The sequence below is a fragment of the Isoptericola sp. 178 genome (genome assembly GCF_030586525.1).
GTDB classification, from domain to species: domain Bacteria; phylum Actinomycetota; class Actinomycetes; order Actinomycetales; family Cellulomonadaceae; genus Isoptericola; species Isoptericola sediminis.
In genome coordinates this window covers 711,327-735,478 of record NZ_JAUQYN010000002.1, presented here as the reverse complement: position 1 = coordinate 735,478, position 24,152 = coordinate 711,327, and the positions used below count along the sequence as shown (strand labels likewise).

At 73.1% G+C, this 24,152-nt stretch carries 26 protein-coding genes and 2 tRNA genes; 15 read left to right on the top strand and 13 right to left on the bottom strand.

Annotated elements, in window-relative coordinates:
• Positions 1 to 77 precede the first annotated feature (77 nt).
• The 7 genes from Q6349_RS07950 to Q6349_RS07920 form a co-directional block, all read right to left on the bottom strand.
• Entirely contained in the window at positions 78 to 1,319 is a 1,242-nt protein-coding gene (locus tag Q6349_RS07950) for a hypothetical protein (protein WP_304603594.1), read from the bottom strand.
• Positions 1,320 to 1,499: 180 nt separating this feature from the next.
• Positions 1,500 to 1,877: a chorismate mutase gene (locus Q6349_RS07945; protein WP_171246798.1), complete on the bottom strand. Its 378-nt coding sequence runs from the start codon at positions 1,875 to 1,877 to the stop codon at positions 1,500 to 1,502.
• A gap of 77 nt (positions 1,878 to 1,954) precedes the next feature.
• Entirely contained in the window at positions 1,955 to 3,220 is a 1,266-nt protein-coding gene (clpX, locus tag Q6349_RS07940) for an ATP-dependent Clp protease ATP-binding subunit ClpX (protein WP_171246797.1), read from the bottom strand.
• 153 nt (positions 3,221 to 3,373) lie between these two features.
• Positions 3,374 to 4,087: an ATP-dependent Clp protease proteolytic subunit gene (locus tag Q6349_RS07935; RefSeq protein WP_304603593.1), complete on the bottom strand. Its 714-nt coding sequence runs from the start codon at positions 4,085 to 4,087 to the stop codon at positions 3,374 to 3,376.
• Positions 4,088 to 4,137: 50 nt separating this feature from the next.
• Positions 4,138 to 4,758, bottom strand: a complete 621-nt coding sequence (locus Q6349_RS07930; protein WP_304603808.1) for an ATP-dependent Clp protease proteolytic subunit — start codon at positions 4,756 to 4,758, stop codon at positions 4,138 to 4,140.
• Positions 4,759 to 4,959: 201 nt separating this feature from the next.
• On the bottom strand, positions 4,960 to 6,375 hold the full coding sequence (gene tig / locus Q6349_RS07925) for a trigger factor (RefSeq protein ID WP_304603592.1): 1,416 nt from the start codon (positions 6,373 to 6,375) through the stop codon (positions 4,960 to 4,962).
• A gap of 222 nt (positions 6,376 to 6,597) precedes the next feature.
• Complete coding sequence (locus Q6349_RS07920) at positions 6,598 to 7,023, bottom strand: DUF4190 domain-containing protein (RefSeq protein ID WP_304603591.1); 426 nt, start codon at positions 7,021 to 7,023, stop codon at positions 6,598 to 6,600.
• Positions 7,024 to 7,056: 33 nt separating this feature from the next.
• Here Q6349_RS07920 and Q6349_RS07915 point away from each other — a divergent pair, with 33 nt between their 5' ends.
• The 5 genes from Q6349_RS07915 to Q6349_RS07895 all read left to right on the top strand — a co-directional run bounded on the left by Q6349_RS07915 (position 7,057) and on the right by Q6349_RS07895 (position 11,657).
• Positions 7,057 to 7,545 (top strand): YidH family protein, encoded by a 489-nt coding sequence (locus Q6349_RS07915; RefSeq protein ID WP_370375604.1) that lies wholly within the window; start codon positions 7,057 to 7,059, stop codon positions 7,543 to 7,545.
• On the top strand, positions 7,542 to 7,892 hold the full coding sequence (locus tag Q6349_RS07910; RefSeq protein WP_304603590.1) for a DUF202 domain-containing protein: 351 nt from the start codon (positions 7,542 to 7,544) through the stop codon (positions 7,890 to 7,892). Before Q6349_RS07915 ends, Q6349_RS07910 begins: the two co-directional genes overlap by 4 nt.
• Before the next feature lie 74 nt (positions 7,893 to 7,966).
• Positions 7,967 to 8,752: a methyltransferase domain-containing protein gene (locus Q6349_RS07905; RefSeq protein ID WP_304603589.1), complete on the top strand. Its 786-nt coding sequence runs from the start codon at positions 7,967 to 7,969 to the stop codon at positions 8,750 to 8,752.
• Positions 8,749 to 10,422, top strand: coding sequence for an FAD-dependent oxidoreductase (locus Q6349_RS07900; RefSeq protein ID WP_304603588.1), 1,674 nt, complete (start codon positions 8,749 to 8,751; stop codon positions 10,420 to 10,422). Before Q6349_RS07905 ends, Q6349_RS07900 begins: the two co-directional genes overlap by 4 nt.
• Complete coding sequence (locus Q6349_RS07895) at positions 10,419 to 11,657, top strand: cytochrome P450 (protein WP_304603587.1); 1,239 nt, start codon at positions 10,419 to 10,421, stop codon at positions 11,655 to 11,657. The genes Q6349_RS07900 and Q6349_RS07895 overlap by 4 nt, the downstream gene beginning before the upstream one ends.
• On the opposite strand, the gene Q6349_RS07890 is transcribed toward Q6349_RS07895, so the two are convergent.
• A complete protein-coding gene (locus tag Q6349_RS07890) occupies positions 11,600 to 12,010 on the bottom strand; it encodes a hypothetical protein (RefSeq protein ID WP_304603586.1) in 411 nt (136 codons plus the stop codon). The two genes, Q6349_RS07895 and Q6349_RS07890, sit on opposite strands and share 58 nt — an antisense overlap.
• A gap of 41 nt (positions 12,011 to 12,051) precedes the next feature.
• Between Q6349_RS07890 and Q6349_RS07885 the strand changes: the two genes are divergently transcribed.
• Positions 12,052 to 13,179, top strand: coding sequence for a lycopene cyclase family protein (locus Q6349_RS07885; RefSeq protein WP_304603585.1), 1,128 nt, complete (start codon positions 12,052 to 12,054; stop codon positions 13,177 to 13,179).
• Between the two features lie 239 nt (positions 13,180 to 13,418).
• Here Q6349_RS07885 and Q6349_RS07880 read toward each other — a convergent pair.
• A tRNA-Pro gene (locus tag Q6349_RS07880) sits at positions 13,419 to 13,495 on the bottom strand.
• 161 nt (positions 13,496 to 13,656) lie between these two features.
• Here Q6349_RS07880 and Q6349_RS07875 point away from each other — a divergent pair.
• From Q6349_RS07875 to Q6349_RS07855, 5 genes are all read left to right on the top strand, one after another.
• Positions 13,657 to 13,727, top strand: a tRNA-Gly gene (locus Q6349_RS07875).
• Between the two features lie 505 nt (positions 13,728 to 14,232).
• Positions 14,233 to 15,165, top strand: a complete 933-nt coding sequence (cysK, locus tag Q6349_RS07870) for a cysteine synthase A (RefSeq protein ID WP_171247605.1) — start codon at positions 14,233 to 14,235, stop codon at positions 15,163 to 15,165.
• Positions 15,166 to 15,170: 5 nt separating this feature from the next.
• On the top strand, positions 15,171 to 15,803 hold the full coding sequence (gene cysE / locus Q6349_RS07865) for a serine O-acetyltransferase (protein ID WP_304603584.1): 633 nt from the start codon (positions 15,171 to 15,173) through the stop codon (positions 15,801 to 15,803).
• 191 nt (positions 15,804 to 15,994) lie between these two features.
• Positions 15,995 to 16,351 (top strand): GntR family transcriptional regulator, encoded by a 357-nt coding sequence (locus Q6349_RS07860; protein WP_304603583.1) that lies wholly within the window; start codon positions 15,995 to 15,997, stop codon positions 16,349 to 16,351.
• Entirely contained in the window at positions 16,348 to 17,361 is a 1,014-nt protein-coding gene (locus Q6349_RS07855) for a DUF1648 domain-containing protein (RefSeq protein ID WP_304603582.1), read from the top strand. The genes Q6349_RS07860 and Q6349_RS07855 overlap by 4 nt, the downstream gene beginning before the upstream one ends.
• Positions 17,362 to 17,364: 3 nt before the next feature.
• On the opposite strand, the gene Q6349_RS07850 is transcribed toward Q6349_RS07855, so the two are convergent.
• Positions 17,365 to 17,754, bottom strand: coding sequence for an MmcQ/YjbR family DNA-binding protein (locus Q6349_RS07850; protein WP_304603581.1), 390 nt, complete (start codon positions 17,752 to 17,754; stop codon positions 17,365 to 17,367).
• 108 nt (positions 17,755 to 17,862) lie between these two features.
• Here Q6349_RS07850 and Q6349_RS07845 point away from each other — a divergent pair, with 108 nt between their 5' ends.
• Positions 17,863 to 18,894 carry an LLM class F420-dependent oxidoreductase gene (locus tag Q6349_RS07845; protein ID WP_304603806.1) on the top strand — a complete coding sequence of 344 codons (1,032 nt, stop codon included), beginning with the start codon at positions 17,863 to 17,865 and terminating at the stop codon, positions 18,892 to 18,894.
• Position 18,895: 1 nt separating this feature from the next.
• Here the strand turns inward: Q6349_RS07845 and Q6349_RS07840 are convergent, their stop codons facing one another.
• The gene (locus tag Q6349_RS07840) at positions 18,896 to 19,225 is read right to left on the bottom strand and encodes an MGMT family protein (protein ID WP_304603580.1); all 330 of its coding nucleotides are present in this window, start codon (positions 19,223 to 19,225) and stop codon (positions 18,896 to 18,898) included.
• 64 nt (positions 19,226 to 19,289) lie between these two features.
• Here Q6349_RS07840 and Q6349_RS07835 point away from each other — a divergent pair, with 64 nt between their 5' ends.
• Together Q6349_RS07835 and Q6349_RS07830 are read left to right on the top strand one after the other, a co-directional pair.
• Complete coding sequence (locus Q6349_RS07835; RefSeq protein WP_304603579.1) at positions 19,290 to 19,739, top strand: GNAT family N-acetyltransferase; 450 nt, start codon at positions 19,290 to 19,292, stop codon at positions 19,737 to 19,739.
• Positions 19,661 to 20,596 carry a sterol carrier protein domain-containing protein gene (locus Q6349_RS07830; RefSeq protein WP_304603805.1) on the top strand — a complete coding sequence of 312 codons (936 nt, stop codon included), beginning with the start codon at positions 19,661 to 19,663 and terminating at the stop codon, positions 20,594 to 20,596. The genes Q6349_RS07835 and Q6349_RS07830 overlap by 79 nt, the downstream gene beginning before the upstream one ends.
• A 9-nt stretch (positions 20,597 to 20,605) precedes the next feature.
• Here the strand turns inward: Q6349_RS07830 and Q6349_RS07825 are convergent, their stop codons facing one another.
• Positions 20,606 to 21,598 carry an Fpg/Nei family DNA glycosylase gene (locus Q6349_RS07825; RefSeq protein ID WP_304603578.1) on the bottom strand — a complete coding sequence of 331 codons (993 nt, stop codon included), beginning with the start codon at positions 21,596 to 21,598 and terminating at the stop codon, positions 20,606 to 20,608.
• 1 nt (position 21,599) lies between these two features.
• Positions 21,600 to 22,061, bottom strand: coding sequence for a ribose-5-phosphate isomerase (locus Q6349_RS07820; RefSeq protein ID WP_171247592.1), 462 nt, complete (start codon positions 22,059 to 22,061; stop codon positions 21,600 to 21,602).
• A gap of 74 nt (positions 22,062 to 22,135) precedes the next feature.
• Between Q6349_RS07820 and Q6349_RS07815 the strand changes: the two genes are divergently transcribed.
• Positions 22,136 to 24,148 (top strand): M13 family metallopeptidase, encoded by a 2,013-nt coding sequence (locus tag Q6349_RS07815; RefSeq protein ID WP_304603577.1) that lies wholly within the window; start codon positions 22,136 to 22,138, stop codon positions 24,146 to 24,148.
• Positions 24,149 to 24,152: the final 4 nt, after the last annotated feature.

The window sequence follows — 24,152 nt, the reverse complement described above, 5'->3', positions numbered from 1 at the left end:
GCTCCTCCGCGGACACCCGCGACAGCACGAGGCCCCGGCACCCTTCCCAGGGTGCCGGGGCCTTGTCGTGCGACCTCTCAGTGGGCCATGGAGACCCGTCCGTCGTCGCCGCTCATCGTGGCCGCCGACTCGTGCGGCGTGCCGCCGTCGTCCCAGCGCAGCGTCGCCGCGACGCCGTCGCGCAGCTCGACCGACCCGGTCGGCGCGAAGACCAGCCCGGCGTCCTGGCCGATGGCGGCACGCAGCAGGGCCGTCGCGGCCGGGAGCTCCTCGAGGTCCCCGACCCCGTCGAGCTCGGTCCGCGAGGCCGCGATGTGCATCGGGTCCGGTCCGATCCAGAGCTGGAAACCGTTGAGCAGCCCACCGAGCCCGGGCTCGTCGACCGAACCGTCGACCCACGCGTGCAGCGCCCGGGCCGCGTCGTCCGCAAGCTCCTCGGAGAGCACGAGCTGCTTCACCTGGCCACGGGCCAGCACCTGGGCGACGTCACCGATGCTCGTGACGGCACCGGACTCACGGCCCAGGCCCTCACGCAGCGCGGCCAGCACCGCCTCGCGGCGGCGCTCCCGGAACGAGTCCAGCGCCTCGGCGACGGTCTCGGCGAAGTGCCCCGCGTGCACACCGTCGTCCCGGCCGCCGCCGGACACCTCGACGGTCAGCTGAGCCGCCTGCTGGCCGAGCGCGTCCCGGACCATGCTCACAGCCCTCACGTCGCCGGTGAGCAGCAGGATCTCCGGTCGGGAGGCGGCCACGCGGCGGTCGATCTCGCCGGCCATCGCCTCGGCGTTGCGGTGCCAGGAGTCCTCGGCCCGCGACTCGATCACCGACCGCTTCGTCGAGGTGCTCGAGGTCTTCGACACCTCGTCGTCGGGGCCCTCGAACGTCTCCTTGTCCCCGGACGGGAACCCGTCGGACCCCACCGGGAAGAAGTCGGCCCCCAGCCGGTCGACGGCGACGACCAGCGCGTCCACCTCCTCGTCGGCCGAGCGTGCCGCCTGCAGCAGGCTCGGCACGCGGTGCCAGACACCCGCCATCACCGGCGGCGGCTCCTTCAGCACCCGGTCGACGAGAACACCCTCGTCGTCGGCGATGAGCACTCGACCGTGCGGCCCGTGCACCCACGTCGGGCGGTCCACGGCGTCGTCCAGGTCGTTGAGGACCTGGTCCGTGGCACCCTGCTTGGCGAGCGAACGGCGCACGGAGCGCCAGCGGTTCGCCACATCCTTGTCACCGGCTTCGACCGAACGCGTGGCGTCGAGATAGACGGTCGCGAACGGGCCGGGGCGGCCGACCAAGGGCTTGAGCCAATCGATCTTCATGCAGTTCCCCCTCGGGTCCGTCGACTGTGAACCTCCAGCCTGCTCCGGATCGGCGCAGTGCGCATCCGCGATGGCGAAAAGGCCTTCTCACCAGGGGCGATGCACGGAGGGGCGCAGGTCCGCCGTGAACCGGGGCCGGGCGCGGCGAGGTGCTCGGGCGGCTCAGAAGCCGCCACCTCTTCAACTGTAGGTGTCCAGGGGTGGTACCTCGTCGGCACGCCCGGCGGCGGCGTGCTCGGCCGCGATGCGCTCGTGGCGGCGGATCACCTCGGAGACGATGAAGTGGCGGAACTGCTCGGCGAACTCGGGGTCGAGCCCGGCGCCCGAGGCGATGGCCTTCAGACGGTCGATCTGCTGACGGTCACGCTGCGGGTCCGCCGGCGGCAGCCCCTCGGTGGCCTTGAGCTCCCCGACGCGCTGCGTCGCCCGGAACCGCTCAGCGAGCAGGTGCACCAGGGCCGCGTCGATGTTGTCGATCGTGCTGCGCAGGCCGAGGATCTCGGTCGGCAGCGCACGACCGGTCTCGGGCACGGGCGCTTCGTCGAAGGGCTCAGCCATGGCTCGATCCTACGGGCGTCGACGTCAGCGCGACGGCCCGGCCACGATGTGGCCGCCGGCCGTCCGAGGCGGTGCGATCAGGCGGACTTGCGGTTGCGCACGGGACCGGAGGACCGCGGCACGATCGTCGGGTTGACGTTCTCCTCGACGACCTCGCGGGTGATGACCACCCCTTCGACGTCGTCGCGGCTCGGCACGTCGAACATCACCTGCTGGAGGACCTCCTCCATGATCGCGCGCAGCCCGCGTGCACCCGTCCCGCGCAGGAGCGCCTGCTCGGCGATCGCGTCGATCGCGTCGTCGGCGAACTCCAGGCGCACGCCGTCGATCTCGAACATGCGTTGGTACTGCTTGACCAGGGCGTTGCGCGGTTCGCTGAGGATGCGCACCAGGGCGTCTCGGTCGAGCGGCGAGACGGAGGAGATCACGGGCAGTCGACCGATGAACTCGGGGATCAGTCCGTACTTGTGCAGGTCCTCGGGCCGGACCTCCGAGAAGAGGTCGACGTCGGTGGTCGACTCCATCGGGGCGGAGAAGCCGATCCCGCGCTGCCGCGCCCGCGAGGCGATGATGTCGTCCAGACCCGCGAACGCTCCGGCGACGACGAACAGCACGTTCGAGGTGTCGATCTGGATGAACTCCTGGTGCGGGTGCTTGCGCCCGCCCTGCGGGGGCACCGACGCGCTGGTGCCCTCGATGATCTTCAGGAGCGCCTGCTGCACGCCTTCGCCCGAGACGTCCCGCGTGATCGACGGGTTCTCGGCCTTGCGGGCCACCTTGTCGATCTCGTCGATGTAGATGATGCCGGTCTCGGCCTTCTTGACGTCGTAGTCGGCGGCCTGGATGAGCTTGAGGAGGATGTTCTCGACGTCCTCGCCCACGTACCCGGCCTCGGTGAGCGCCGTGGCGTCGGCGATGGCGAACGGGACGTTGAGCATCTTCGCGAGCGTCTGCGCCAGGTACGTCTTGCCCGTCCCCGTGGGGCCGATGAGCAGGATGTTGGACTTGGCGATCTCCACCGCGTCCTGGTCGTCCTTCGCCGCCGGCGCCGCCTGCACGCGCTTGTAGTGGTTGTAGACCGCGACGGCCAGGGCCCGCTTGGCCGGCTCCTGGCCGATGACGTACTGCTCGAGGAAGTCGAAGATCTCTCGCGGCTTCGGCAGCTCGGTCAGCCCCAGCTCCGTGGTCTCACCGAGCTCTTCCTCGATGATCTCGTTGCACAGGTCGATGCACTCGTCGCAGATGTACACACCCGGCCCAGCGATGAGCTTCTTGACCTGCTTCTGCGACTTCCCGCAGAAGGAGCACTTGAGCAGGTCTGCACCGTCACCGATTCTCGCCACCGCGGGCCTCCTTGTTCTCGTGCGCGTCTCCGACCATTCCACACCACCCGGGCCCGGTTGTCAGCCGAGAACTCCGGTGTGGCGCGACCCGGGTGCCGACACGACGGTCGGCACCCGGGTCGCGAGCGGTGTCGTCACCGGTGAACCGGCTGCTCAGACACCGAGCTGAGCGGGCTTGCGGGAGTCGAGGACCTGGTCCACCAGGCCGTACTCCTGGGCCTGGGCGGCGGTGAGGATCTTGTCGCGCTCGATGTCGTCGCGGATCTCCTGCACGGGCTTGCCCGTGTGGTGCGCCAACGCCTCCTCCAGCCACTCGCGCATCCGGATGAGCTCGTTGGCGTGGATCTCGATGTCGGACGCCTGGGCGTAACCGCCACCCTCCATCGCGGGCTGGTGGATCAGCACCCGGGCGTTGGGCAGCGCGAGACGCTTGCCCCGCTGCCCGGCGGCGAGCAGCACGGCCGCCGCCGAGGCCGCCTGCCCGAGGCAGACGGTCTGGATCTGGGGCTTGATGAACTGCATCGTGTCGTACAGGGCGGTCATCGCGGTGAAGGAGCCGCCCGGGGAGTTGATGTAGATCATCACGTCGCGGTCCGGGTCCTGGGACTCCAGGACGAGCAGCTGGGCCATGATGTCGTCGGCCGACGCGTCGTCGACCTGGACGCCCATGAAGATGATGCGGTCCTCGAACAGCTTGGTGTACGGGTCCTGGCGCTTGAAGCCGTACGGCGTGCGCTCCTCGAACTGCGGCAGGACGTACCGCGACGACGGGGCGCCGTGCGGCAGCGCGATCCCGCCCGGGCGGGCGGCGTCGCCGGCGAGACGCGCGGCCCGCTCGGCGAACTGGTACTCGGCGGAGTAGCTCATGGTTCTCCTCGGTGGGAAATCAGCTGGGGTCTCGGTCGACCGTGGTCGGGTCACTCGGCGGTCGTGCCGCCGCCCCCGGACACCGAGGAAGCGTTGGCGACGACGCGGTCCACGAAGCCGTACTCGAGCGCCTCGTCGGCCGTGAACCAGCTGTCGCGGTCGTTGTCCTTGAGGATCTTCTCGAGCGGCTGGCCGGTCTGCTCGGCCGTGAGCTCCGCGAGCACCTTCTTCATGTGCATGATCAGCTGGGCACCGATCCGCACGTCGGTCGCGGTGCCGCCGACGCCGCCGGAGGGCTGGTGCATCAGCACGCGGGCGTGCGGCGTGATGTAGCGCTTGCCCTTCGCGCCGGAGGACAGCAGGAACTGGCCCATCGAGGCAGCCATCCCCATCGCGACGGTGGCGACGTCGGGCTGGATGAACTGCATGGTGTCGTAGATCGCCATGCCGGCCGTGATCGAGCCGCCCGGGGAGTTGATGTAGAGGTAGATGTCCTTCTCGGGGTCCTCCGCCGCGAGCAGCATCATCTGGGCGCAGATGGCGTTCGCGTTGTCGTCGCGCACCTCCGAACCCAGCCAGATGATGCGCTCCTTGAGGAGCCGGTTGTAGATGGAGTCGTTGAGGCCGAAGCCCTGGCCCTCGGCGCGGGCCTGCGGTGCCACGTCACCCATCTGCAGCAAGTCGTTCACGTCCGTCTCCTTCGCTTCGCTGTCGCTCGACCCTAACGTGCACCGGGTGCCCGCAGAGTCCCGGGAAGCGCCGGTTTCGCTGCAGGCGCACAGGCGCCGGGGCCCTCCGGACGGCCCGGGGACGACGACGGCCCGCACCCTCCGCGCGGAAGGTACGGGCCGTCGTCGTGCGGTGCGGGACCGTCAGGCCTTGGTGGCCTCGTCCGCGGACTCGCCGGAGTCCGCCGAGTCGGGCGAGTCGGCCGACGCCGCGGAGTCGCCGGACTCCGCATCGGCGATCTCGGACTGCGCCGCCTCGGTGGCGGCCGCAGCGGCCTCGTCGTCCTCCTCGGAACCGATGAACTCGGTCAGGTCGACGACGTTGCCCTCGGAGTCCTTGACCTCGATGTCGCGCAGGGCGACGGCGAGCGCCTTGGACCGGGCGACCTCGCCGACCATGGCCGGGATCTGACCGGACTGGTCGAGGGTCTGGATGAACTGCTGCGGCTCCATGCCGTACTGCTGCGAGGCCTGCACCAGGTACTCGATCAGCTCGCCCTGGCCCACCTGGACCTCAAGCTTCTCGGCGAGGGTGTCGAGCAGGATCTGGTTCTTGATCGCCTTGGTGGCGTCCTCGGTGACCTCGGCGCGGTGCTCGTCGTCCTCGAGACGACCCTCCTGCTCGAGGTGACGGTTCACCTCGGCCTCGACGACACCGGACGGCACCGGCACCTCGACGGCGTCCAGCAGCTTCTCCAGCAGGGCGTCGCGGGCGGCGACGGCCTGGTTGGAGGACTTCGACGACGCGACCTGCTCGCGCAGGTCCGCCTTGAGCTCTTCGAGGGTGTCGAACTCCGAGGCCATCTGGGCGAAGTCGTCGTCCGCCTCGGGCAGCTCGCGCTCCTTGACGGAGGTGGCGGTCACCGTGACGGTCGCCTCCTCGCCCTGGTGGTCGCCACCCGCGAGGTTGGTGGTGAAGGTGGTGGTCTCGTCGGCGGAGAGACCGGTGAGGGCCTCGTCCAGGCCGTCCAGCATGTTGCCGGCACCGATCTGGTAGGAGACGCCGGAGACCGAGTCGACCTCCTCGTCGCCGACGACGGCCTTGAGGTCGATGACGACGTAGTCGCCCTCGACGGCCGGACGGTCGACGCCCACGAGGGTGCCGAAGCGCTCGCGCAGCGAGTCGAGGCGCTCGGCCACGTCCTCGTCGGAGACCTCGGTGGAGTCGACGGTCAGCTCCATGGCGGACAGCTCGGGCAGCTCCAGCTCAGGACGGACCTCGACGTGGGCCACGAACTCGAGCTGGCCCTCGCCGGCCTTCTCGGGGATCCCGGTGACCTCGACCTCGGGCTGACCCAGCGGGCGCAGCTCCTCGGCGCTGACGGCGTCGCGGTAGAAACCGGAGAGGCCCTCGTTGACGGCGTGCTCGATGACGGCACCCCAGCCGACGCGCTGGTCGATGATGCGCGGGGGGACCTTGCCCTTGCGGAAGCCGGGGATGTTCACCTGCTCCGCGATGTGCTTGTAGGCGTGGTCGATGCTCGGCTTGAGCTCGTCGTACTCCACCTCGACGGTCAGCTTGACCTTGGTGGGCTCCAGGGTCTCGACGGCGCTCTTCACTTCGATGGTCTCCAACTGTCGGGTGCGTGCGCGCGCGTCGTGCCGGAGCGGGCCGGCGCGGTGTGCTGCGGCGCGGGGATGCTTGCGATGCTTGTCGAACCACGCCCGGAGGACGGGCGCACGGGCAACCCGACGATCATACGCCACGCGCCCCAGGGGACGACACCGCCCGTCCAGTGGCACACCCCACGGTGTGGCGCCCCGCCCCCCGGGAGACGGCCCTCAGAGGCCGACCGGCGCCAGGGCGACGGGGACGAGGAAGAGCATCATGAGACCGAGCGTCGCGACGCCGACCCACCCGAGCACGACGCCGGCGATCGCGATGCCACGGCCCTCCTGCGGGGCGTGCGGGGGCGCGTTGCTGATCTGTCTCAACGCCACGTGACCGAACACGACGGCCAGGACGCTGCCGACCCAGCCGAGCCACAGGATGCCCAGGACCAACGAGGCGACCGCCAGGCCGTTGGTGCGGCGCACCGGGTAGTGCCAGCCGGCGCCGGGATGGCCCGGCGCCGGACCGGCGGGGCTCGGGTACGACGGCGGTGCGGCGGGCGTGGCCGACGAGTGCGGCGGCACCGGCCGCGTCGGGCGCTGCTGCGGGTGCTCGCCGCCGTCGGGTGCGGCGTACGGGTCGTTCGGCACGGTCACGACGTCGACCCTAGCGGTCGCGACGGTCCAGCGGTGCGGCACCCCGCGCCGGTGGACCGTCCGGGTGCCACGATGGCCGGGCACCCCGCTCCCGACCCGGAGGCCACGTCGACCATGCCGCACGAGAACACCTCGGACGAGCGCCGCGACGCCGGGCGTCCGCGCACGGAACGCTTCCCGCGGTGGGTCTACGCCCGAGGCGACGAGCCGGACGCGCGCTTCTCGCTGGCGAACGAACGGACCCTGCTGGCCTGGATCCGCACCTCGCTGGGCCTCATCGCGGCGGGAACGGCTCTGGAGGCCCTCGACCTGCCGATGGAGCCGCACCTGCGGCTCACCGCGGCGGTGGTGCTGCTGCTCGCCGGTGTCGCCGTCCCCCTGGTGGCCGCTGTCGAGTGGGCACGCACCGAGCGGGCGATGCGCCTGAGCGCCGAGCTGCCCGGCGCGACGACCGGGTTCGTCCTCGTCGCGACGATGGCCGTCGTCGGCGTGCTCCTGCTGCTCGCGCTGCTCCTGCGATGAGCTCCCCCACCGCGCAGGATCCGGCGGGGCCGGAGGTCCCGGGCCGCTGGGCCGAGCGCACGGCGCTCGCGTGGCGCCGGACCCTGATCTCCTTCGCCGCCGCCACGCTCGTGGCGATCCACGCCTTCCCCACCGTCCAGGGCGCCGAGGCCCTGGCCGCGGCCGCCGTCGTCGCCCTCGTGCTCGTCACGCCGGGCTGGTGGTTCACCGCGCGTCACGCCCGCCACACGCGGACCGGTCTGGAGCAGGAGGTTCCCCGCCTGCGGCACGGGCGGCGGATCGTGACCGTCTGCGCCGCCACGAGCCTGCTCGCCCTGGGCGCGCTGCTGCTCGTCCTGCTCGCCTGAGGAGGTCGCGGACCGTGAACCGGACACGTCCGCAGGAGCCCGGACATCACGGACCGACGCCGTAGGCTGAGCCCGTGCTACGCAAACGCCCCGCCGCCGTAGGCCATGTCGAGACGCGCGGAGCGCAGCTCGCCGACGAGTTCGACCGCGCCGCCGACCGCTACGACCTGCTGACCCGGCTCAACCCGGGCTACCACGACGCCCTGCACGCCGCGGCGCGCGAGATGGTCTCGCTGCTGCCGCGGCGCTCCCGCGAGGAGCCGCTCGTGCTCTGGGACCTGGGGTGCGGTTCCGGGCTGTCGACGCGCGCCGTGCTCGACGCGGCCGGCGAGGACGCCCGCGTCGTCGGGCTGGACGCCTCCGCCGGGATGCTGAGCCGCGCCCGGGCCAAGGCCTGGCCGCAGGGTGTGCGGTTCGTGCAGGCGTTCGCCCAGGCCCTGCCCGAGGTGGCGAGCGACCACGGCCAGCGGGACGCGGACGGCGCGTTCGCCGCCTACCTCCTGCGCAACGTGCCCGAGGACCAGCGCGACGAGGTCGTGGCCGCGATCCGCGACGAGGTGCGGCCCGGCGGCTGGGTCACGCTGCAGGACTACCACGTCAAGGGCGACCGCGTGGCCCAGGTCGTCTGGACCGCCGTCTGCTGGGCGCTCGTCATGCCCCTGGCCGTCGTCCTGCGCGGCAACCCGTCGATCTACCGCTACCTGTGGCGCAGCGTCGTCGACAACGACAGCACCGCCCAGCTCCAGGCCCGCCTCGAGCGGGCCGGCCTCACCGACATCCGCTGGCGCACCGGCACGGGATGGCAGCGGGGCATCCTGCACACCGTCCTGGCCCGCCGACCCGAGAAGGACCTGACATGACCCGCCCCGTCCCGCCCGGCCGCGACGGCGCGGCCGTCCTCCACCCGGCCGCACCCGGCGCCGAGCGCGTCGCCGACGACCAGCACGTCGTCGTCGTCGGGGGCGGCATCGCCGGCCTCGCCGCGGCCGCGATCCTGGCCGAGCGGGGTGCGCGGGTCACGCTGCTCGAGGCCTGCGACCAGCTCGGCGGCCGGGTCCGCGCGTGGCCCGTCCAGGAGCACGCCGAGGACCCGGAGGGGCCCGCGGACGGCGACGGCCGCACGATGAGCCGCGGCTTCCACGCCTTCTTCCGGCAGTACTACACGCTGCGCGCGCTGCTGCGCCGCTCCGACCCGGAGCTCGACCACCTGGTGCCCGTCGCGGACTACCCGCTGCGCCGCGGCGACGGCCTCACCGACAGCTTCGCGGCGCTGCCGCTGACGCCGCCGGTCAACCTCGCGGCCTTCGTCGTCCGGAGCCCCACCTTCCCCGTCTCGGCGCTGCCCAAGGTGCACCTGCCCAGCGCCGTCGAGCTCGTCTCGGTCTCCTACCCCGCGAGCCACGAGCGCTACGACGGCGAGTCCGCCCAGGACTTCCTCGACCGCCTGCGCTTCCCCGAGGGCGCACGGCACCTCGCCCTGGAGGTGTTCGCCCGGTCCTTCTTCGCCCATCCGACCGACTTCGGAGCCGGCGAGCTGGTGGGCATGTTCCACACCTACTTCGCGGGGTCGTCGGAGGGTCTGCTCTTCGACGTCCCGGACGACGACTACGACACCGCGTTGTGGGCCCCGCTCGGCCGCTACCTCGCCGGGCTGGGCGTCGACGTCCGCACCGGCACCCGCGCGGAGGCGCTGGCGCGGGCCGAGGACGGCACGTGGCACGTGCACGCCACCTCCGGGGACCTCACCGCGGACGCGGTCGTGGTCGCCACCGATCCGCGGGTGACCCGTGAGCTGCTGGCGCCGCTGGCCGACGAGGCGGACGGCGGCGCCGGGACCCCGGAGCGCCAGGACTGGCACCGCCGGGTGGCCGCGGGCCGCAACGCCCCGCCCTTCGCGGTGCTGCGGCTGTGGCTGGACGGCACGGTCGCGCCGGAGCGGGAGGCGTTCCTGGGCACCAGCGGCTACGACCTGCTCGACAACGTCACCGTCCTGGAGCGTTTCGAGCAGGGAGCGGCCGACTGGAGCCGTGAGCACGGGGGCTCGGTCGTGGAGCTGCACGGCTACGCCGTCGACCCCGAGCGGGATCCCGACCTGGCCGGCGACGGGCCGCGCGGGCTGGACACCGAGCGGCTGCGCACCCGGCTCCTCGACGCGCTGCACGAGGTCTACCCCGAGACGCGCACCCTGCAGGCGGTCCACGAGGAGCTCCTCGTCGAGGACGACTGCGGCCTGGTCGGCACGGGCCCGTGGCGCGACCGGCTGACCGTCGACACCCCGTACCCGGGCCTGGCCCTGGCCGGGGACGGCCTGCGCGTCGACTGGCCGATCGCCCTCATGGAACGCGCCGCCGTGACCGGTGTGCTCGCGGCCAACCACCTGCTGCAGGGCTGGGGCGTGCGGGGCGAGGACGTCTGGACCGTCCCGCTGCAGGGCGTGCTGCGGCGTCGACCGGACCTGTCGGCGGCGGGCGCTGCCGTGGCCCGCGCGGCACGGTCCGTGCGTGACCGCCTCCCCGTCGGGCGGCGATGACGGCGCGACGGCGGGCCGTGCGCCCGGACGAGCCGAGCTCACCCCGCGTGGAGCGGCAGGGCGCCGACGGCAGCCCCGGGGTGAGCACCGTGTGGCGTATCCGGTCGCTGGAGGCCGCCCGGCAGGTGCTGCGCGCCCGGCACGCCACGACCCAGGCCGGCTTCACCGCGGAGGCGATCCCCCAGGGCCGGCTCAAGCACCACCCGATCCTCGTCTCCGACGGGCCGCTGCACGACGAGCAGCGCCGCAAGGTCGCCCGCTTCTTCGCGCCCGTGGTCGTGGCCGAGCGCTACACCGCGCAGATGGAGGAGTGCGCCGACCGCCTGCTCGGGGAGACCAAGCCGGGCGGCCGCCTGGAGCTCGACGAGCTCGCGCTGCACTACACCGTCGAGGTCACCGCCGAGGTGGTGGGGCTGACCGAGTCGTCGGTGCCGCGGATGTCGCGCCGCCTGGTGAGCTTCTTCCGCCAGCCGCCCTTCGACATCACCCGCCGCGACCTGGGCCGCACCCGACGCCAGTGGATGCGGGCGGCGTTCAACGGGCTGCTGCCGATCGGGCGGTTCTTCCTGGCGGACGTGCGCCCGGCCATCCGGGAGCGCCGCCGCGAGAGCCGCGACGACATCATCAGCCACCTGGTCGACGAGGGCTACACCGACGTCGACATCCTCGTCGAGTGCGTCACCTACGGCACGGCCGGCATGGTGACCACGCGCGAGTTCGTGACGATGGCCGCCTGGCACCTGCTGCGCGACGACGCCCTGCGCGCGCGCTATGCGGTCGCGGGGCAGGAGGAGCGCTTCGCGATCCTGCACGAGATCATCCGGCTGGAGCCGGTCGTCGGGCACCTGTACCGGCGCGCGCAGGACCCGATCGGCGTCACCGACGGCGACGGCTCGTGGACGATCGAGGCCGGCGACCTCGTCGACGTGTGCGTCCGGTCCGCCAACGCCGACCCGCAGGCGCAGGCTCCGGACGAGGACGGCCTGGACCTGTGCCCGGGTCGCTCCCTGCCGCGCGGCGTCAACGCCGCGGGGCTCAGCTTCGGCGACGGCGCCCACAAGTGCCCGGGCCAGCCGCTGGCGATCCTGGAGTCCGACGTGCTGCTCACCCGGCTCCTGGCACGCTCACCGCGTCTCGTGCGGGAGCCCGAGGTGGGTTGGGACGACCTCATCGAGGGTTACACGCTGCGGGGGCTGGAGCTGGAGCTGCCGGCCACCTCCTCCGGCAGCCGGTGACGGTAGGTCCACGACGTCAGCGCCGTCACGAGCACCGCGAGCAGCACGCCGACGAAGATGTGCAGCGCCCGCAGGTCCCCGCCGAGCCGACCGAGGGTGAACTGCACGGTCACCAGCACCGCCACCGCCACGGCCAGCGCCACGTTGACCGGACCCGCGGCACGCCGGAGCACGAGGTAGACCACGACGGCCAGCCAGGCGACCGCCAGGGTGACCCAGGCGCCCACCCGGTGCTGGTCGAGGTAGCCCGGCTCTCCGCCGAGGTAGGCCGAGGCCCAGCCGGCCTGCGCGATGACGCAGCTGATGAGCACGGTCGCGGCGCTGCGCAGCCAGATCAGGTGCGGGTGGGGCATGGCGATCTCCTGTCGACATAGGGTGTGGCCCGGAGGTGGACATGGCGGACGTGGCAGTGGTCGGGCTGGGCCCGGCAGGGCGTGCGCTCGCCTCGCGGTGCGCGGCCCACGGCCTGTCGGTGATCGCGGTCGACCCGCGGCCCACCGCGACGTGGACGCCGACGTACGGCCTCTGGGCCGACGAGCTCGGCGACCTGCCCTCCTCCGTGGTGCGCGCACGCGCGGAGAACCCCGAGCTGAGGGCCCTCGGCGTGCACCCGCTCGAGCGCGCCTACCTCGTCCTCGACAACGCGGCGCTGCAGACGGCCCTGCCCCTGGACGGCGTCGAGGTGCGCGCCGGACGACTCGACGACGCGCAGGTCGGCGCCCTGCGCGCCGAGGCCGCGGTGGTCGTCGACGCGCGCGGCGCACGACCCGCGGGCCTGCGCCCCGACGACCCGGCGCCGATGCAGACCGCCTACGGCGTCGTCGTGCCGGCCGAGGCTGCCGAGCCGGCCCTCCAGGGTGCCGAGTCGCTGCTGATGGACTGGCGCACCGACTGGTCGGCGCAGGAGCGACCGACCGCCACCCCGACCTTCCTCTACGCCATCCCGGTGGGTGCCGGCCGGATGCTGCTCGAGGAGACCTGCCTGGCCGCCGCGCCGGGCCTTCCCGTCGCCGAGCTGCGGACGCGGCTCCGACGGCGCCTGCTGGCCCGCGGTGTCGACCCGGCCGTCGTGGAGGACCCGCTCGACCGGGAGGTCGTGCGCATCCCCATGCGCGGCCGCGACGCTCCCCCACCGCCGGGGGTCCTGGCGGTCGGCACCGCGGGACGCGGCGGGCACCGCATCACCGGCTACTCCGTGGCGCACTCGCTGCGTCGCGCCGACGAGCTCGCGCGGGCCCTCGTACAGGGGGACGTGCCGGACGACGCCGACCCGATGGACGCCGCCGAACGCCTCCGGGAGGTCGGCCTGAACGCACTGCTGCGGCTGAGCACGCAGGGCACGTTGGAACTCTTCGAGGGCTTCGGCCGCCTCCCCGCCTCTCGGCGTCGCGAGCTCCTCGCCCGCGGCTCCGGAGCGGGCGAGCTGGCGCGCACCATGTGGGGGATGTTCACGCACATGCCGTGGGCCGCCAAGAGAGAGCTCGTCCGCGCCTCGCTGGGCACCACGCGGCCGCGCGGCTGACCCACGCTCCGTCGCGTACGTCGTTGCCGCGTCGCCGATGCCGAGGACCTCGTCGGCTGCGTCCACACCCCGCTCCTCGCTCTCGGACCCAGCCTTGCACACGGCCGTCCCTGAACGCGGCACTGGTCGCGGTGGTGCCACGATCTGCCGAGGATGCACCTGACCTGGCCTCGATGCCCGCGGGGACGCGTGAAGGGCCGCCGGCCCTGCACGACGCAGGTCGACGGCCCTTCGCTGTCTGGTCGGGGTGACAGGATTCGAACCTGCGACCCTCTGCTCCCAAAGCAGATGCGCTACCAAGCTGCGCCACACCCCGTGGTACCCGTCCGCCCGGGGACGGCGGGTCCGGTGGGTCAGTGTAGTGCGCGACGGCGGCACACCCGCCGCCGTACCGCGTGCGGAGGCACGGGTGCGACTTTGCTAGGCTGGCGCCCGCCGTCCGACGGGTTCGCCGTCGCGACCTGCTGTCGGACCGGTGCGGGCGTAGCTCAATGGTAGAGCCTCAGTCTTCCAAACTGATTACGCGGGTTCGATTCCCGTCGCCCGCTCGCTGGAGTCGGAACGGCCCCGGTCACCGCGGTGATCGGGGCCGTTCTGCGTCCCGGCCCCCTCCACGCACGCGTGGGCGGACGTCGCCGGGTGCCGCTGGAACCCATCGAACCGCTCGATATGTGAGCGTGATCTTGTCGATCGGACCGCACATGGTTAGGCTCGTCACTGCGGGACGTCCGACGCCCGCCGGAGCACTGCGCCACCGCACACCGCGCACCAGGAGGAGGGACGCACGATGATCATCGCACCCTCCCCCGTCTCCGGCCCCGACACCTCCGCCGCCGCTCTGCCCGAGCGGCGGCCGACGTGCGTCGGCCCCGCCGCCTGCTGCTGTCGGTAGAGCGTCCGCCTCACGCCTGACCCCCCCGGGGTCGTGGCGACCGCGCGACGCTCGCAGCCTGCTGGCCCCTGGACACCCGGGACGGCCCCGGCCGACGAGAACCTGCCGTCGGCGACCGGACACGACCACCGCATCACCCGACAAGTGAGGAACCTCCACCCATGACCATCTACGAGGACGCGACGAAGCTCATCGGCCGGACCCCGCTGGTGCGGATCAACCGCCTCACCGAGGGCGCCGGGGCGACCGTCGCCGCCAAGCTCGAGTTCTACAACCCGGCCAGCTCGGTCAAGGACCGCATCGGCGTCTCGATCATCGACGCGGCCGAGGCCTCCGGCGAGCTCCAGCCCGGCGGGACGATCGTCGAGGGCACCTCCGGCAACACCGGCATCGCCCTCGCCTTCGTCGGTGCCGCCCGCGGCTACCACGTCGTGCTGGCGATGCCCGAGACCATGTCCAAGGAGCGCCGCGCGCTGCTGCGCGCCTACGGCGCCGAGCTCGTCCTGACCCCCGGCTCGGAGGGCATGAAGGGCGCCGTCGCGGCGGCGGAGAAGATCGCGGCGGAGCGCCCCGGCGCGGTCCTGGCCCGGCAGTTCTCCAACGAGGCCAACCCGAAGATCCACCGGGAGACCACGGCCGAGGAGATCTGGGCCGACACGGACGGCGAGGTCGACATCGTCGTGGCCGGCATCGGCACGGGCGGCACCATCACGGGTGTCGGCCAGGTCCTCAAGGAGCGCAAGCCCGAGGTCCAGATCATCGCGGTCGAGCCCGAGGAGTCCCCCATCCTCAACGGCGGCGCCCCCGGCCCGCACAAGATCCAGGGCATCGGCGCGAACTTCGTCCCGGAGATCCTCGACACGGAGATCTACGACGAGGTCATCGACGTCAACGCCGAGACGGCCGTCGAGTGGGCGCAGCGCGCCGCCCGCGAGGAGGGGCTGCTCGTCGGCATCTCCTCCGGTGCGGCCCTGGCCGCCGCCGCCCAGGTCGCGAAGCGCCCGGAGAACGCCGGCAAGACGATCGTCGTCATCATCCCGAGCTTCGGCGAGCGCTACCTGTCCACCGTGCTGTTCGCGGACCTGCTGGACTGATCCCCATGTCCGACTCCCCGGCGCGCGCGTTCCTCCGCCTCCTCCGCGAGGACGCGGAGGTCGCGCGCGCCCAGGACCCGGCGGCGGACTCCCTCGTCTCGGTGATGCTGACGTACCCGGGCGTGCACGCCGTGTGGCACTACCGGATCGCCCACGTGATGTGGCAGTCGCCCGGCCTACGCATGCCGGCGCGCCTGCTGTCCCTCGCCTCCCGGCTGTTCACCGGTGTCGAGATCCATCCGGCGGCCCGGATCGGGCGGCGGCTGTTCATCGACCACGGCATGGGCGTGGTCATCGGCTCCACGGCCGAGGTCGGCGACGACTGCCTCCTCTTCCACGGGGTGACCCTCGGCGGGCGCACCATGAATCCCGGCAAGCGGCACCCCACGCTCGGCGACCGGGTCATGGTGGGATCGGGCGCGAAGGTGCTCGGGCCTCTGTGGATCGGCGACGACGCGAAGATCGGCGCCAACGCCGTGGTCACCAAGGACGTCCCGCGCGGTGCCGTGGCCGTGGGCGTGCCCGCCCGCAACAAGGTCCCGGCCCCGCCGGTGCCCGACACGTCCTCGAACGGCGAGTCCCGCAGCGCGCCGCGAGTGATCGAGGACCCGTCCCAGCTCATCGAGTACGTCATCTGATTGCGATTCGGCAACGGGACTTGAACGTCTGTGGCCCGTGCCACTAAGAAGGATAGTGGTGCGGCGCAATGGCGCGTTGCACCACTTACCTGTCTGACGCCCCATCGAGGCATCGGCCCCCTCCTGACGTCAAGAAGACGTCACGTGGACATCGTTTGTTCTAGTTGTCATAGAACTAGTATGCTCGTGCCGTGCTCTGGACCATCGACACGGGAAGCGACGAACCGCTGTACGCCCAGCTCGTCGCGCAGACCCATCTCGCCGTCGCACGGGGCGATCTCGCGCCCGGTGACCGACTGCCCGCCGCCCGTGAGCTCGCCACGTCGCTCGAGCTGAACGTGCACACGGTGCTGCGCGCCTACCAGCAGCTGCGGGACGAGGGACTCGTCGACCTCCGGCGCTCCCGCGGCGCGGTGATCACCGCCGCCGCCGCGAGGGACCTGACCGCCGTCGAGGACGCCCTGCGCACGTTCGTCGCGGCCGCCCGCGAGGCGCGCCTCTCCCCCGAAGCCACCACCACCCTCCTCCAGGAAGAGCTGAAGCGATGACCACGCCCCTCGACACGGTCCGCACCGACTGGCACCGACGCGCACGCCGCTCGACCCTCTGGTCCTCCGTGGCCGGGCTGGGGCTGACCCTCGCGGCAGCGGCCGTCGTGCGGAGCTGGCGGGACGACCTGCCCGCCCGGGTCGCCACCCACTGGGGCCCTGACGGCACCGCGGACGCCACGATGACGGTCACCGGACTCGTGACGGCCGTGCTCGCGCTCACCGTCGGGCTCCTCGCCCTGTTCGCCGTCGTCGGTCTGGTCTGGGGCAGCAGCGCCTCGACCCGCCGGATGGCGGCCGGTTCCGCCGTCTGGTCCGGGGGTCTCGGCGCCACCCTGCTGCTGGTCGGCGCCGGCGCCCAGCGCGGGCTCGACGACGCCTCGTCGGCGACCCTGTCGGGCTGGGCGGTGGCGGCGACGATCCTGTTGCCGCTGGTGCCGGCCGTCGTCGCCGCCCTGGTCGTCCCGGGCGACGCCCGGCAGCCCGCCGACGGCCCCGTCCCGCCGGAGGCGGCACGCACGCACCTGCGCGCGGACGAGCGGGCCGTGTGGCTGCGGACCGCGCAGGGCGGCACGGGCCTGGCGGTCGGCGCGGCCGCCGTCGTCGTCACGACCGTGCTCGCGGTGCTGACGCGCCAGTGGCCGTTGCTGCTCGTCCCGGCCGTGCTGACCCTGCTGTTCGCCGCGATGTTCGCGTTCCGGGTGCGCGTCGACGCCACCGGCCTCACCGCGCGCTCCGTCCTCGGGTGGCCGGGGACCCACGTCCCGGCGGACGAGGTCGTGGCGGCCTCGGTCGTCCACGTCGACCCCTTCCGCGAGTTCGGGGGCTGGGGCTGGCGCGTCGGGTTCCGGGGCGGACGGATCGGGATCGTGCTGCGCGCCGGTGAGGCCCTGCTGGTGGAGCGCACCGGGGAGCGGTCTCTCGTCGTCACCGTCGACGACGCGGCCACGGGCGCCGCGCTGCTCAACACCGTGGCCGACCGGTCCCGCGAGAACCGCACGCCCCACTGACGGTCAGCGATCAGGGCGGTACCGGGCGACCGTCGAGCGCGGGGCCCGGGCCGCCCACGCGTCCTCGACCGTCTCGGCGAGCACGTCGTCGTCCACCGCCTCCAGACGCACGAGCACCGCGGCGTGCCCCTCGAAGTGCGGGATGGTGAAGTGCGACCCGGGATGCTCCGCCAGGACGGCTTGCTTCTCGCCCAGGTCCTCGACGGCGGCCGCGAGGATCGGACCGGCGGGCACCGGATCGTCGCCGAACCGGCGCAGGTCCGCCTTCCGGAACGGTCGCTCCCAGACGAACTGGCGGCCCTCGACCTTCCACACCCGCCACCCGCGCGAGGTGACCTCGGTGGTGCCCGGCAGGTCGAGCGCCGTGCGCGCCACGTCGTCGAGGGTCGCCATCACTCCAGGGTGCGAGGCGCGGGCCGCACGCGCACCTCGGCTACAGTGACTTGTCCGAGACCGCACGTCCCGGATAACACCGACTCGACGAGGAGCCCCATGACCACCCTGCGCATCGGCATCCAGACCGGCTACTGGTCCCGCAAGCCGCCGGCAGGCATCGTCGAGGCCCTGCAGCAGGCGGAGGCCGCCGGTCTGGACTCCGTGTGGACCGCCGAGGCCTACGGCTCCGACGCGTTCACCCCGCTGGCGTGGTGGGGGTCGCACACCTCGCGGCTGCGGCTCGGCACCGGCATCGCGCAGATGGCCGCCCGCACCCCCACCGCCACCGCGATGCAGGCGATCACGCTCGACCACCTCTCCGGCGGGCGCTTCGTGCTCGGTCTCGGCGCCTCGGGTCCCCAGGTCGTCGAGGGCTGGTACGGCCAGCCCTACAAGCGGCCGCTCGCCCGCACCCGCGAGTACGTCGACATCGTGCGCGAGGTGATTTCCCGCGAGCGCCCCGTCGCGTACGACGGGGAGTTCTTCACGCTGCCGGTCGGCGAGGACACGCCCGGCGCGACCGGGCTCGGCAAGGCGCTCAAGCCGACCGTGCACCCGCTGCGGTCCGAGATCCCCATCCTGCTGGCCGCGCAGGGGCCCAAGAACGTCGCCCTCGCGGCCGAGATCGCCGACGGCTGGATGGCGGGCTTCTACGCCCCGAGCGCGGACGCCGAGCACCGCGAGCTCCTCGAGGCCGGGTTCGCCCGCCGCGCCGAGGAGCGGTCCCGGCCCGAGGACTTCGAGGTCGCGGCCACCATCCCGGTCGTGGTCCGCGACGACGTCGAGGCCGCGGCCGACCTCGTGCGCCCGCACATCGCCCTGTACGCCGGCGGCATGGGTGCCAAGGGCGCCAACTTCCACAAGGCGTCGCTGGACCGGCTCGGGTACGGCGAGGTCACCGACGAGGTGCAGCGGCTGTACCTGGAGGGCCGCAAGGAGGACGCGGCCCGGGCGGTACCCACGGAGATGGTCGAGGAGGTCGCCCTGGTCGGGCCGCCGGCCAAGGTCCGCGCGGACCTCGCCCGCTGGGAGCAGACGGCGCTGACGACGCTGCTGGTCCAGGGCGACCCGGCGTCCGTGGCGGTCCTGCTCGGCTGACTCAGGGCAGCCAGACGGCGCGGCGCAGGTCCACCCGGCGTCCGTCGCGGGTCATCGGGCAGCCCTCGGCGCGCAGCTCGGTCAGGGCCTCGTCGAGGTGGTGGGCCGGCGGCGAACCTGCCGCGTTGACCACCCGCCACCACGGCAGGCCCCCACCGGCCCGCGCCATGACCTGACCCACCTGTCGCGGCCCGCCCCGGCCGAGGACCTCGGCGACCGCCTCGGCGACGAGCCCGTAGGTCGTGGCGCGGCCGGGCGGGACCCGCTCCACGACCGCGAGCACCTCGGCGAGGTACTCGTCGGCGGAGCTCGGTCCGGTCGCGGTGGCCATGGCGCGAGGCTACCGGCGGGGATATCCCCTGGCGTGCCCCGGAGGGTCGGGCGAGGATCGAGCCATGCGCCTGGACACCCCCCTCCCGGACGGCTACCGCTTCCGGCCGCTCACCGCCGACGACCACCACGACGTGCTCGACCTCGACGCGTGGGCCTTCCCGGTCCCGGTCGAGACCGAGGAGATGGCGAAGATGCCCTCGCCGCTGACCTGGGAACGCGCCGTCGGCGTGCAGGTCGACGGGGACACCCCGGACGGCTCCCCGCTGGCGGCGATGCACGCCTCCTACCCGTTCACGCAGTTCCCGGTGCCGGGTGGCACCCTGCCGACCGCCGGGCTGACCTGGGTCGGCGTCCACCCGCAGCACCGACGGCGGGGTCTCGCCTCGGCGATGATCGACCTCCACCTGGCCCGTGCCGCGAGCGCGGGGAGCCGCTGTCGGCCCTGTACGCGGCGGAGTACGCGATCTACGGACGCTTCGGCTACGGGCGGGCCGCCGACGACGTGCGGGTGACCCTCCCCCGTGGGGCGGCGCTGCGGGACGTCCCCGGCGCGTCCGAGCACACCGTGCGCATCGAGCACGCCGACGCCGAGCGCCACCGGGACCTGGTGCTCGGCATCCACCGTGCCGCCGGGCAGGACGTGGGCGGGCTCGGGCTGAACCGGCCGGGCTGGGCCGGCCCGGAGACCGCGGAGCTGCAGGCGCACCGCTGGTACGACCCGGCCGCCTTCCGCCAGGGCTTCGAGTCCCGCCGGCTGGTCGTCGTCGAGCGCGACGGCGAACCCCGCGGCTACGCCCTGCTGCGGCGCAAGCTCGACTGGGACGTGACCGGACCCCGCGGCACCGTGAACGTGGCGGAGGCCGTCGCGCTGGACACCGCCTCCTCGCGCGCGCTGTGGGGCGTGCTCGTGGACCTGGACCTCATGAGCGAGACCAAGCCGTTCCTCGTCGCCCCCGACGACCCGCTGCTCAGCCTGCTCGTCGACCGTCGCGGCGCCGACCTGCGGATCTCGGACAACGTGTGGGTGCGGGTCGTCGACGTCCCGACGGCGCTGGCCGGCCGCCGGTACGCGGCCGACCTCGACGTCACCCTGGCCGTCACCGACACCCGCCTGCCGGACAACGAGGGCGTCTGGCACCTGCGGGCCGAGGCCTTCGGCCCGGCGTCCTGCACCGCGTCGGAGACCGCTGCCGAGGAGGCCGACCTGGCACTGGACATCCGGGAGCTCGGCGCCGCCTACCTGGGCGGCACGGCGTTGACGGCGCTGGCGGCCGCCGGGCTGGTCACGGAGCGGACCCCCGAGTCCCTGGCGCGGGCGTCGACCGCGTTCGGGTGGCCGGTCGCGCCGATGTGCTCCTGGGTGTTCTGACCGGACCGCTCAGGCCTGGCAGACGCCGCACCAGTACAGGGTGCGGCCGCCCAGCTCCTTGAGCAGCACCGGCGTCGCGCAGACCCGGCACGGCAACCCGTCGCGGTGGTAGACGTAGAACGCCTGCTCGGCAGGCACCGCGTCCGGGTCGTCGTCGGTGTTCTGCCGGGTCCGTCCCCGCCCTCCCGCCCCGGGCGGCGGATGCGCGCCGGTGTCCCGGTCCCCGGGACGCGTCGTGACGATCCGTCCGGTGCCGGCGCCGTCGCGCATCAGCACCACGAGGTCGTCCCAGATCGCGGCGAGCGTGTCCGCCGGGACCTCGCGGCCCGGCCGCAGCGGGTCGAGGCCGGCCCGGAAGAGCGCCTCGGCCCGGTAGATGTTGCCGACGCCGGCGATCACCGCCTGGTCCATGAGCTGCTGGCCGACCGTGACGCGCGAGCGCCGGACCCGGGCGACGAACGCCTCGCGGGCGGCCTCGGCGGACGCCCGGCCGCCGTCGGACCGGATCGGGTCCGGCCCCAGACGCGCCACGACGTCGTCCTTCTCCGCCGCGGTGAGCACCTCGCAGGCGGTCGGGCCGGTCAGGTCCGCCACCGCGTGCGCACCCAGCAGGCGCACCCGGACCGCACCCCGGGGCGCGGGCGGGGTCCACTCCCCCGCGGACGTCCGGTCGGGCGACCCCGCGGGGGTGCTGTCCCGCTCGCCGATCCGCCGGCGGGGCGCCCCGATGGCGTGCACGACGTCGGCGCTGCCGTCCCCGGCGAACGTCCAGGCGCCGTAGAGGCCGAGGTGGACCCGGAGCCAGCGGTCGTCCCCGGCCCCGGCGTCGAAGCGACAGAACAGCTGCTTGCCCCACGCCTCGGCCCCCGCGAACGGCATGCCGTCGAGCAGCGCGGCGCCGGCGTCGAACCGCCCCTGCGGGCTGCTGACGGCGACCCGCTGCCCGGCGAAGAGCTCGTCGAGCGTCCGGGCCAGCCGATGGACGGTGTGCCCCTCGGGCACGTCAGGACGCGGTCGGCCGGGCGGCCTCGTAGGCGGCGAGCTGGTCGATCCGGCGCTGGTGGCGGGCGTCGCCGGAGAACGGCTCCGCGACGAACGCCTCGACCAGCCCGGTCGCCTCGTCGAGGGAGTGCATGCGACCGCCGACGGCGACGACGTTGGCGTCGTTGTGCTGTCGGCCCAGACGTGCCGTCTCCGTCGACCAGGCGAGCACCGCGCGCACGCCCGGCACCTTGTTCGCGGCGATCTGCTCCCCGTTGCCGGACCCGCCGATGACGACGCCGAGCGACCCCGGCTCGGCGACGACGGCCTCACCGGCCGCGAAGCAGAACGCGGGGTAGTCGTCCTGCGCGTCGTAGGTGTGTGCCCCGTGGTCGACGACGTCGTGCCCGGCGGCGCGCAGGTGCTCGACGAGGTGGGACTTGAGCTCGAATCCGGCGTGATCGGCGGCGATGTGCAGACGCATGGCCCCATTGTCCACGACGAGGGCCACGGGCGACGCCGCGTCTCGCCGCCCGGGCGGCCGCGTAGTGTGGCGACATGACGACCGACGCGACCGGGCTGAGGTCCGGCATCGACACCGCTGCACTCGACGAGAACGTCCGGCCCCAGGACGACCTGTTCCGCCACGTGAACGGGCGCTGGCTCGCCTCGCACGAGATCCCGGCCGACCGCGCCATGGACGGCGCGTTCCGGGAGCTGCACGACCAGGCCGAGGACCAGGTCCGCGACATCATCACGGACGCCGGCGAGGCCGTGCGGTCCGGGACCGCCACCGGACCCCAGAAGCAGATCGGCGCGCTGTACGCCGGCTTCATGGACACCGAGCGCATCGAGGAGCTCGGCACGACCCCGATCGTCCAGGAGCTCGCCGCCGTCCGCGACGCCACCGACCGCGAGGGCCTGACCCGGGTCCTGGGCGCCCTGCAGCGCACCGGGGGCGGCGGGGCCGTCGCCTTCGGCGTGGACAACGACGCCAAGGACCCCGAGCGGTACGTGACGATCATGGTCCAGGGCGGCCTCGGCCTGCCCGACGAGGCGTACTACCGCGAGGACCAGTACGAGCCGGTCCGGGCCGCGTACACCCCGCACGTGGCACGGATGCTCGCGATCGCCGGCGTCGGCACCGACGACTGGGGCGTCAGCCCGCAGGAGGCCGCCGAGCGCGTGGTCGCCCTGGAGACCCGGCTCGCCACGCACCACTGGGACGTCGTCCGCGACCGTGACGCGACGCTCACGTACAACCCCATGTCCTTCGCCGACCTGGTCGAGTCGGCCCCCGGGTTCGACTGGGCGGCCTGGGCCGACGCGCTCGGCGCCCCCGCCGGGGCGATGGACGCCCTGGTCGTGCGCGAGCCGTCGTTCGTCACCGGCCTGGCCGAGCTGTGGTCGAGCCTCCCGCTGCAGGACTGGCAGCTCTGGGCGGCGTACCACCTGGTCACCGCCCGGGCCCCGTACCTCAGCGACGACATCGTCCAGGCGAACTTCGACTTCTACGGCAAGGTCCTCTCCGGCGCCGAGCAGGTGCGCGAGCGCTGGAAGCGTGGCGTGAGCCTCGTGCAGGGCGCCCTCGGCGAGGCCGTCGGCCAGGAGTACGTGGCCCGGCACTTCCCGCCGGAGCACAAGGAGCGCATGGACGTCCTGGTCGAGCACCTCATCGCCGCGTACCGCGAGTCGATCGAGAACCTCGACTGGATGACCGAGGAGACCAAGCAGCGTGCACTGACCAAGCTGGCGAAGTTCACCCCGAAGGTCGGCTACCCGGTCAAGTGGCGCGACTACAGCGGCCTGGAGCTGTCCGCGGACGACCTCGTCGGCAACGTGCGTCGGGCCCACGCCTTCGAGCAGGACTACGAGCTGGGCAAGATCGGCAAGCCGCTGGACCGCGACGAGTGGTTCATGACGCCGCAGACCGTCAACGCCTACTTCAACCCGGGGATGAACGAGATCGTCTTCCCCGCCGCGATCCTGCACCCGCCGTTCTTCGACCCGGAGGCCGACGACGCCGTGAACTACGGCGGCATCGGTGCGGTCATCGGGCACGAGATCGGCCACGGGTTCGACGACCAGGGCTCGAAGTACGACGGCGACGGCCGCCTCGAGGACTGGTGGACCGAGACCGACCGCACCGAGTTCGAGAAGCGCACGAAGGACCTCGTCGCCCAGTACGACCAGTTCCGCCCGGCCCAGCTCGGCGAGGACGGCCCGACCGTCAACGGCTCGCTCACCATCGGCGAGAACATCGGCGACCTGGGTGGCCTGTCCATCGCGATCGAGGCGTACCGGATCGCACTGGGCGGCTCGCTCGACGACGCCCCCGTCATCGACGGCTACACGGGCCTGCAGCGGGTGTTCCTGTCCTGGGCGCAGGTGTGGCAGGCCAAGGGCCGCGACGCCGAGGTGGAGCGCCGCCTGGCGACCGACCCGCACTCCCCGAACGAGTTCCGCTGCAACGGGGTGGTGCGCAACGTCGACGAGTTCTACCGCGCCTTCGACGTCACGGCGGACGACGCGCTCTTCCTGCCCCCGCAGGAGCGCGTCAGCATCTGGTGACGGC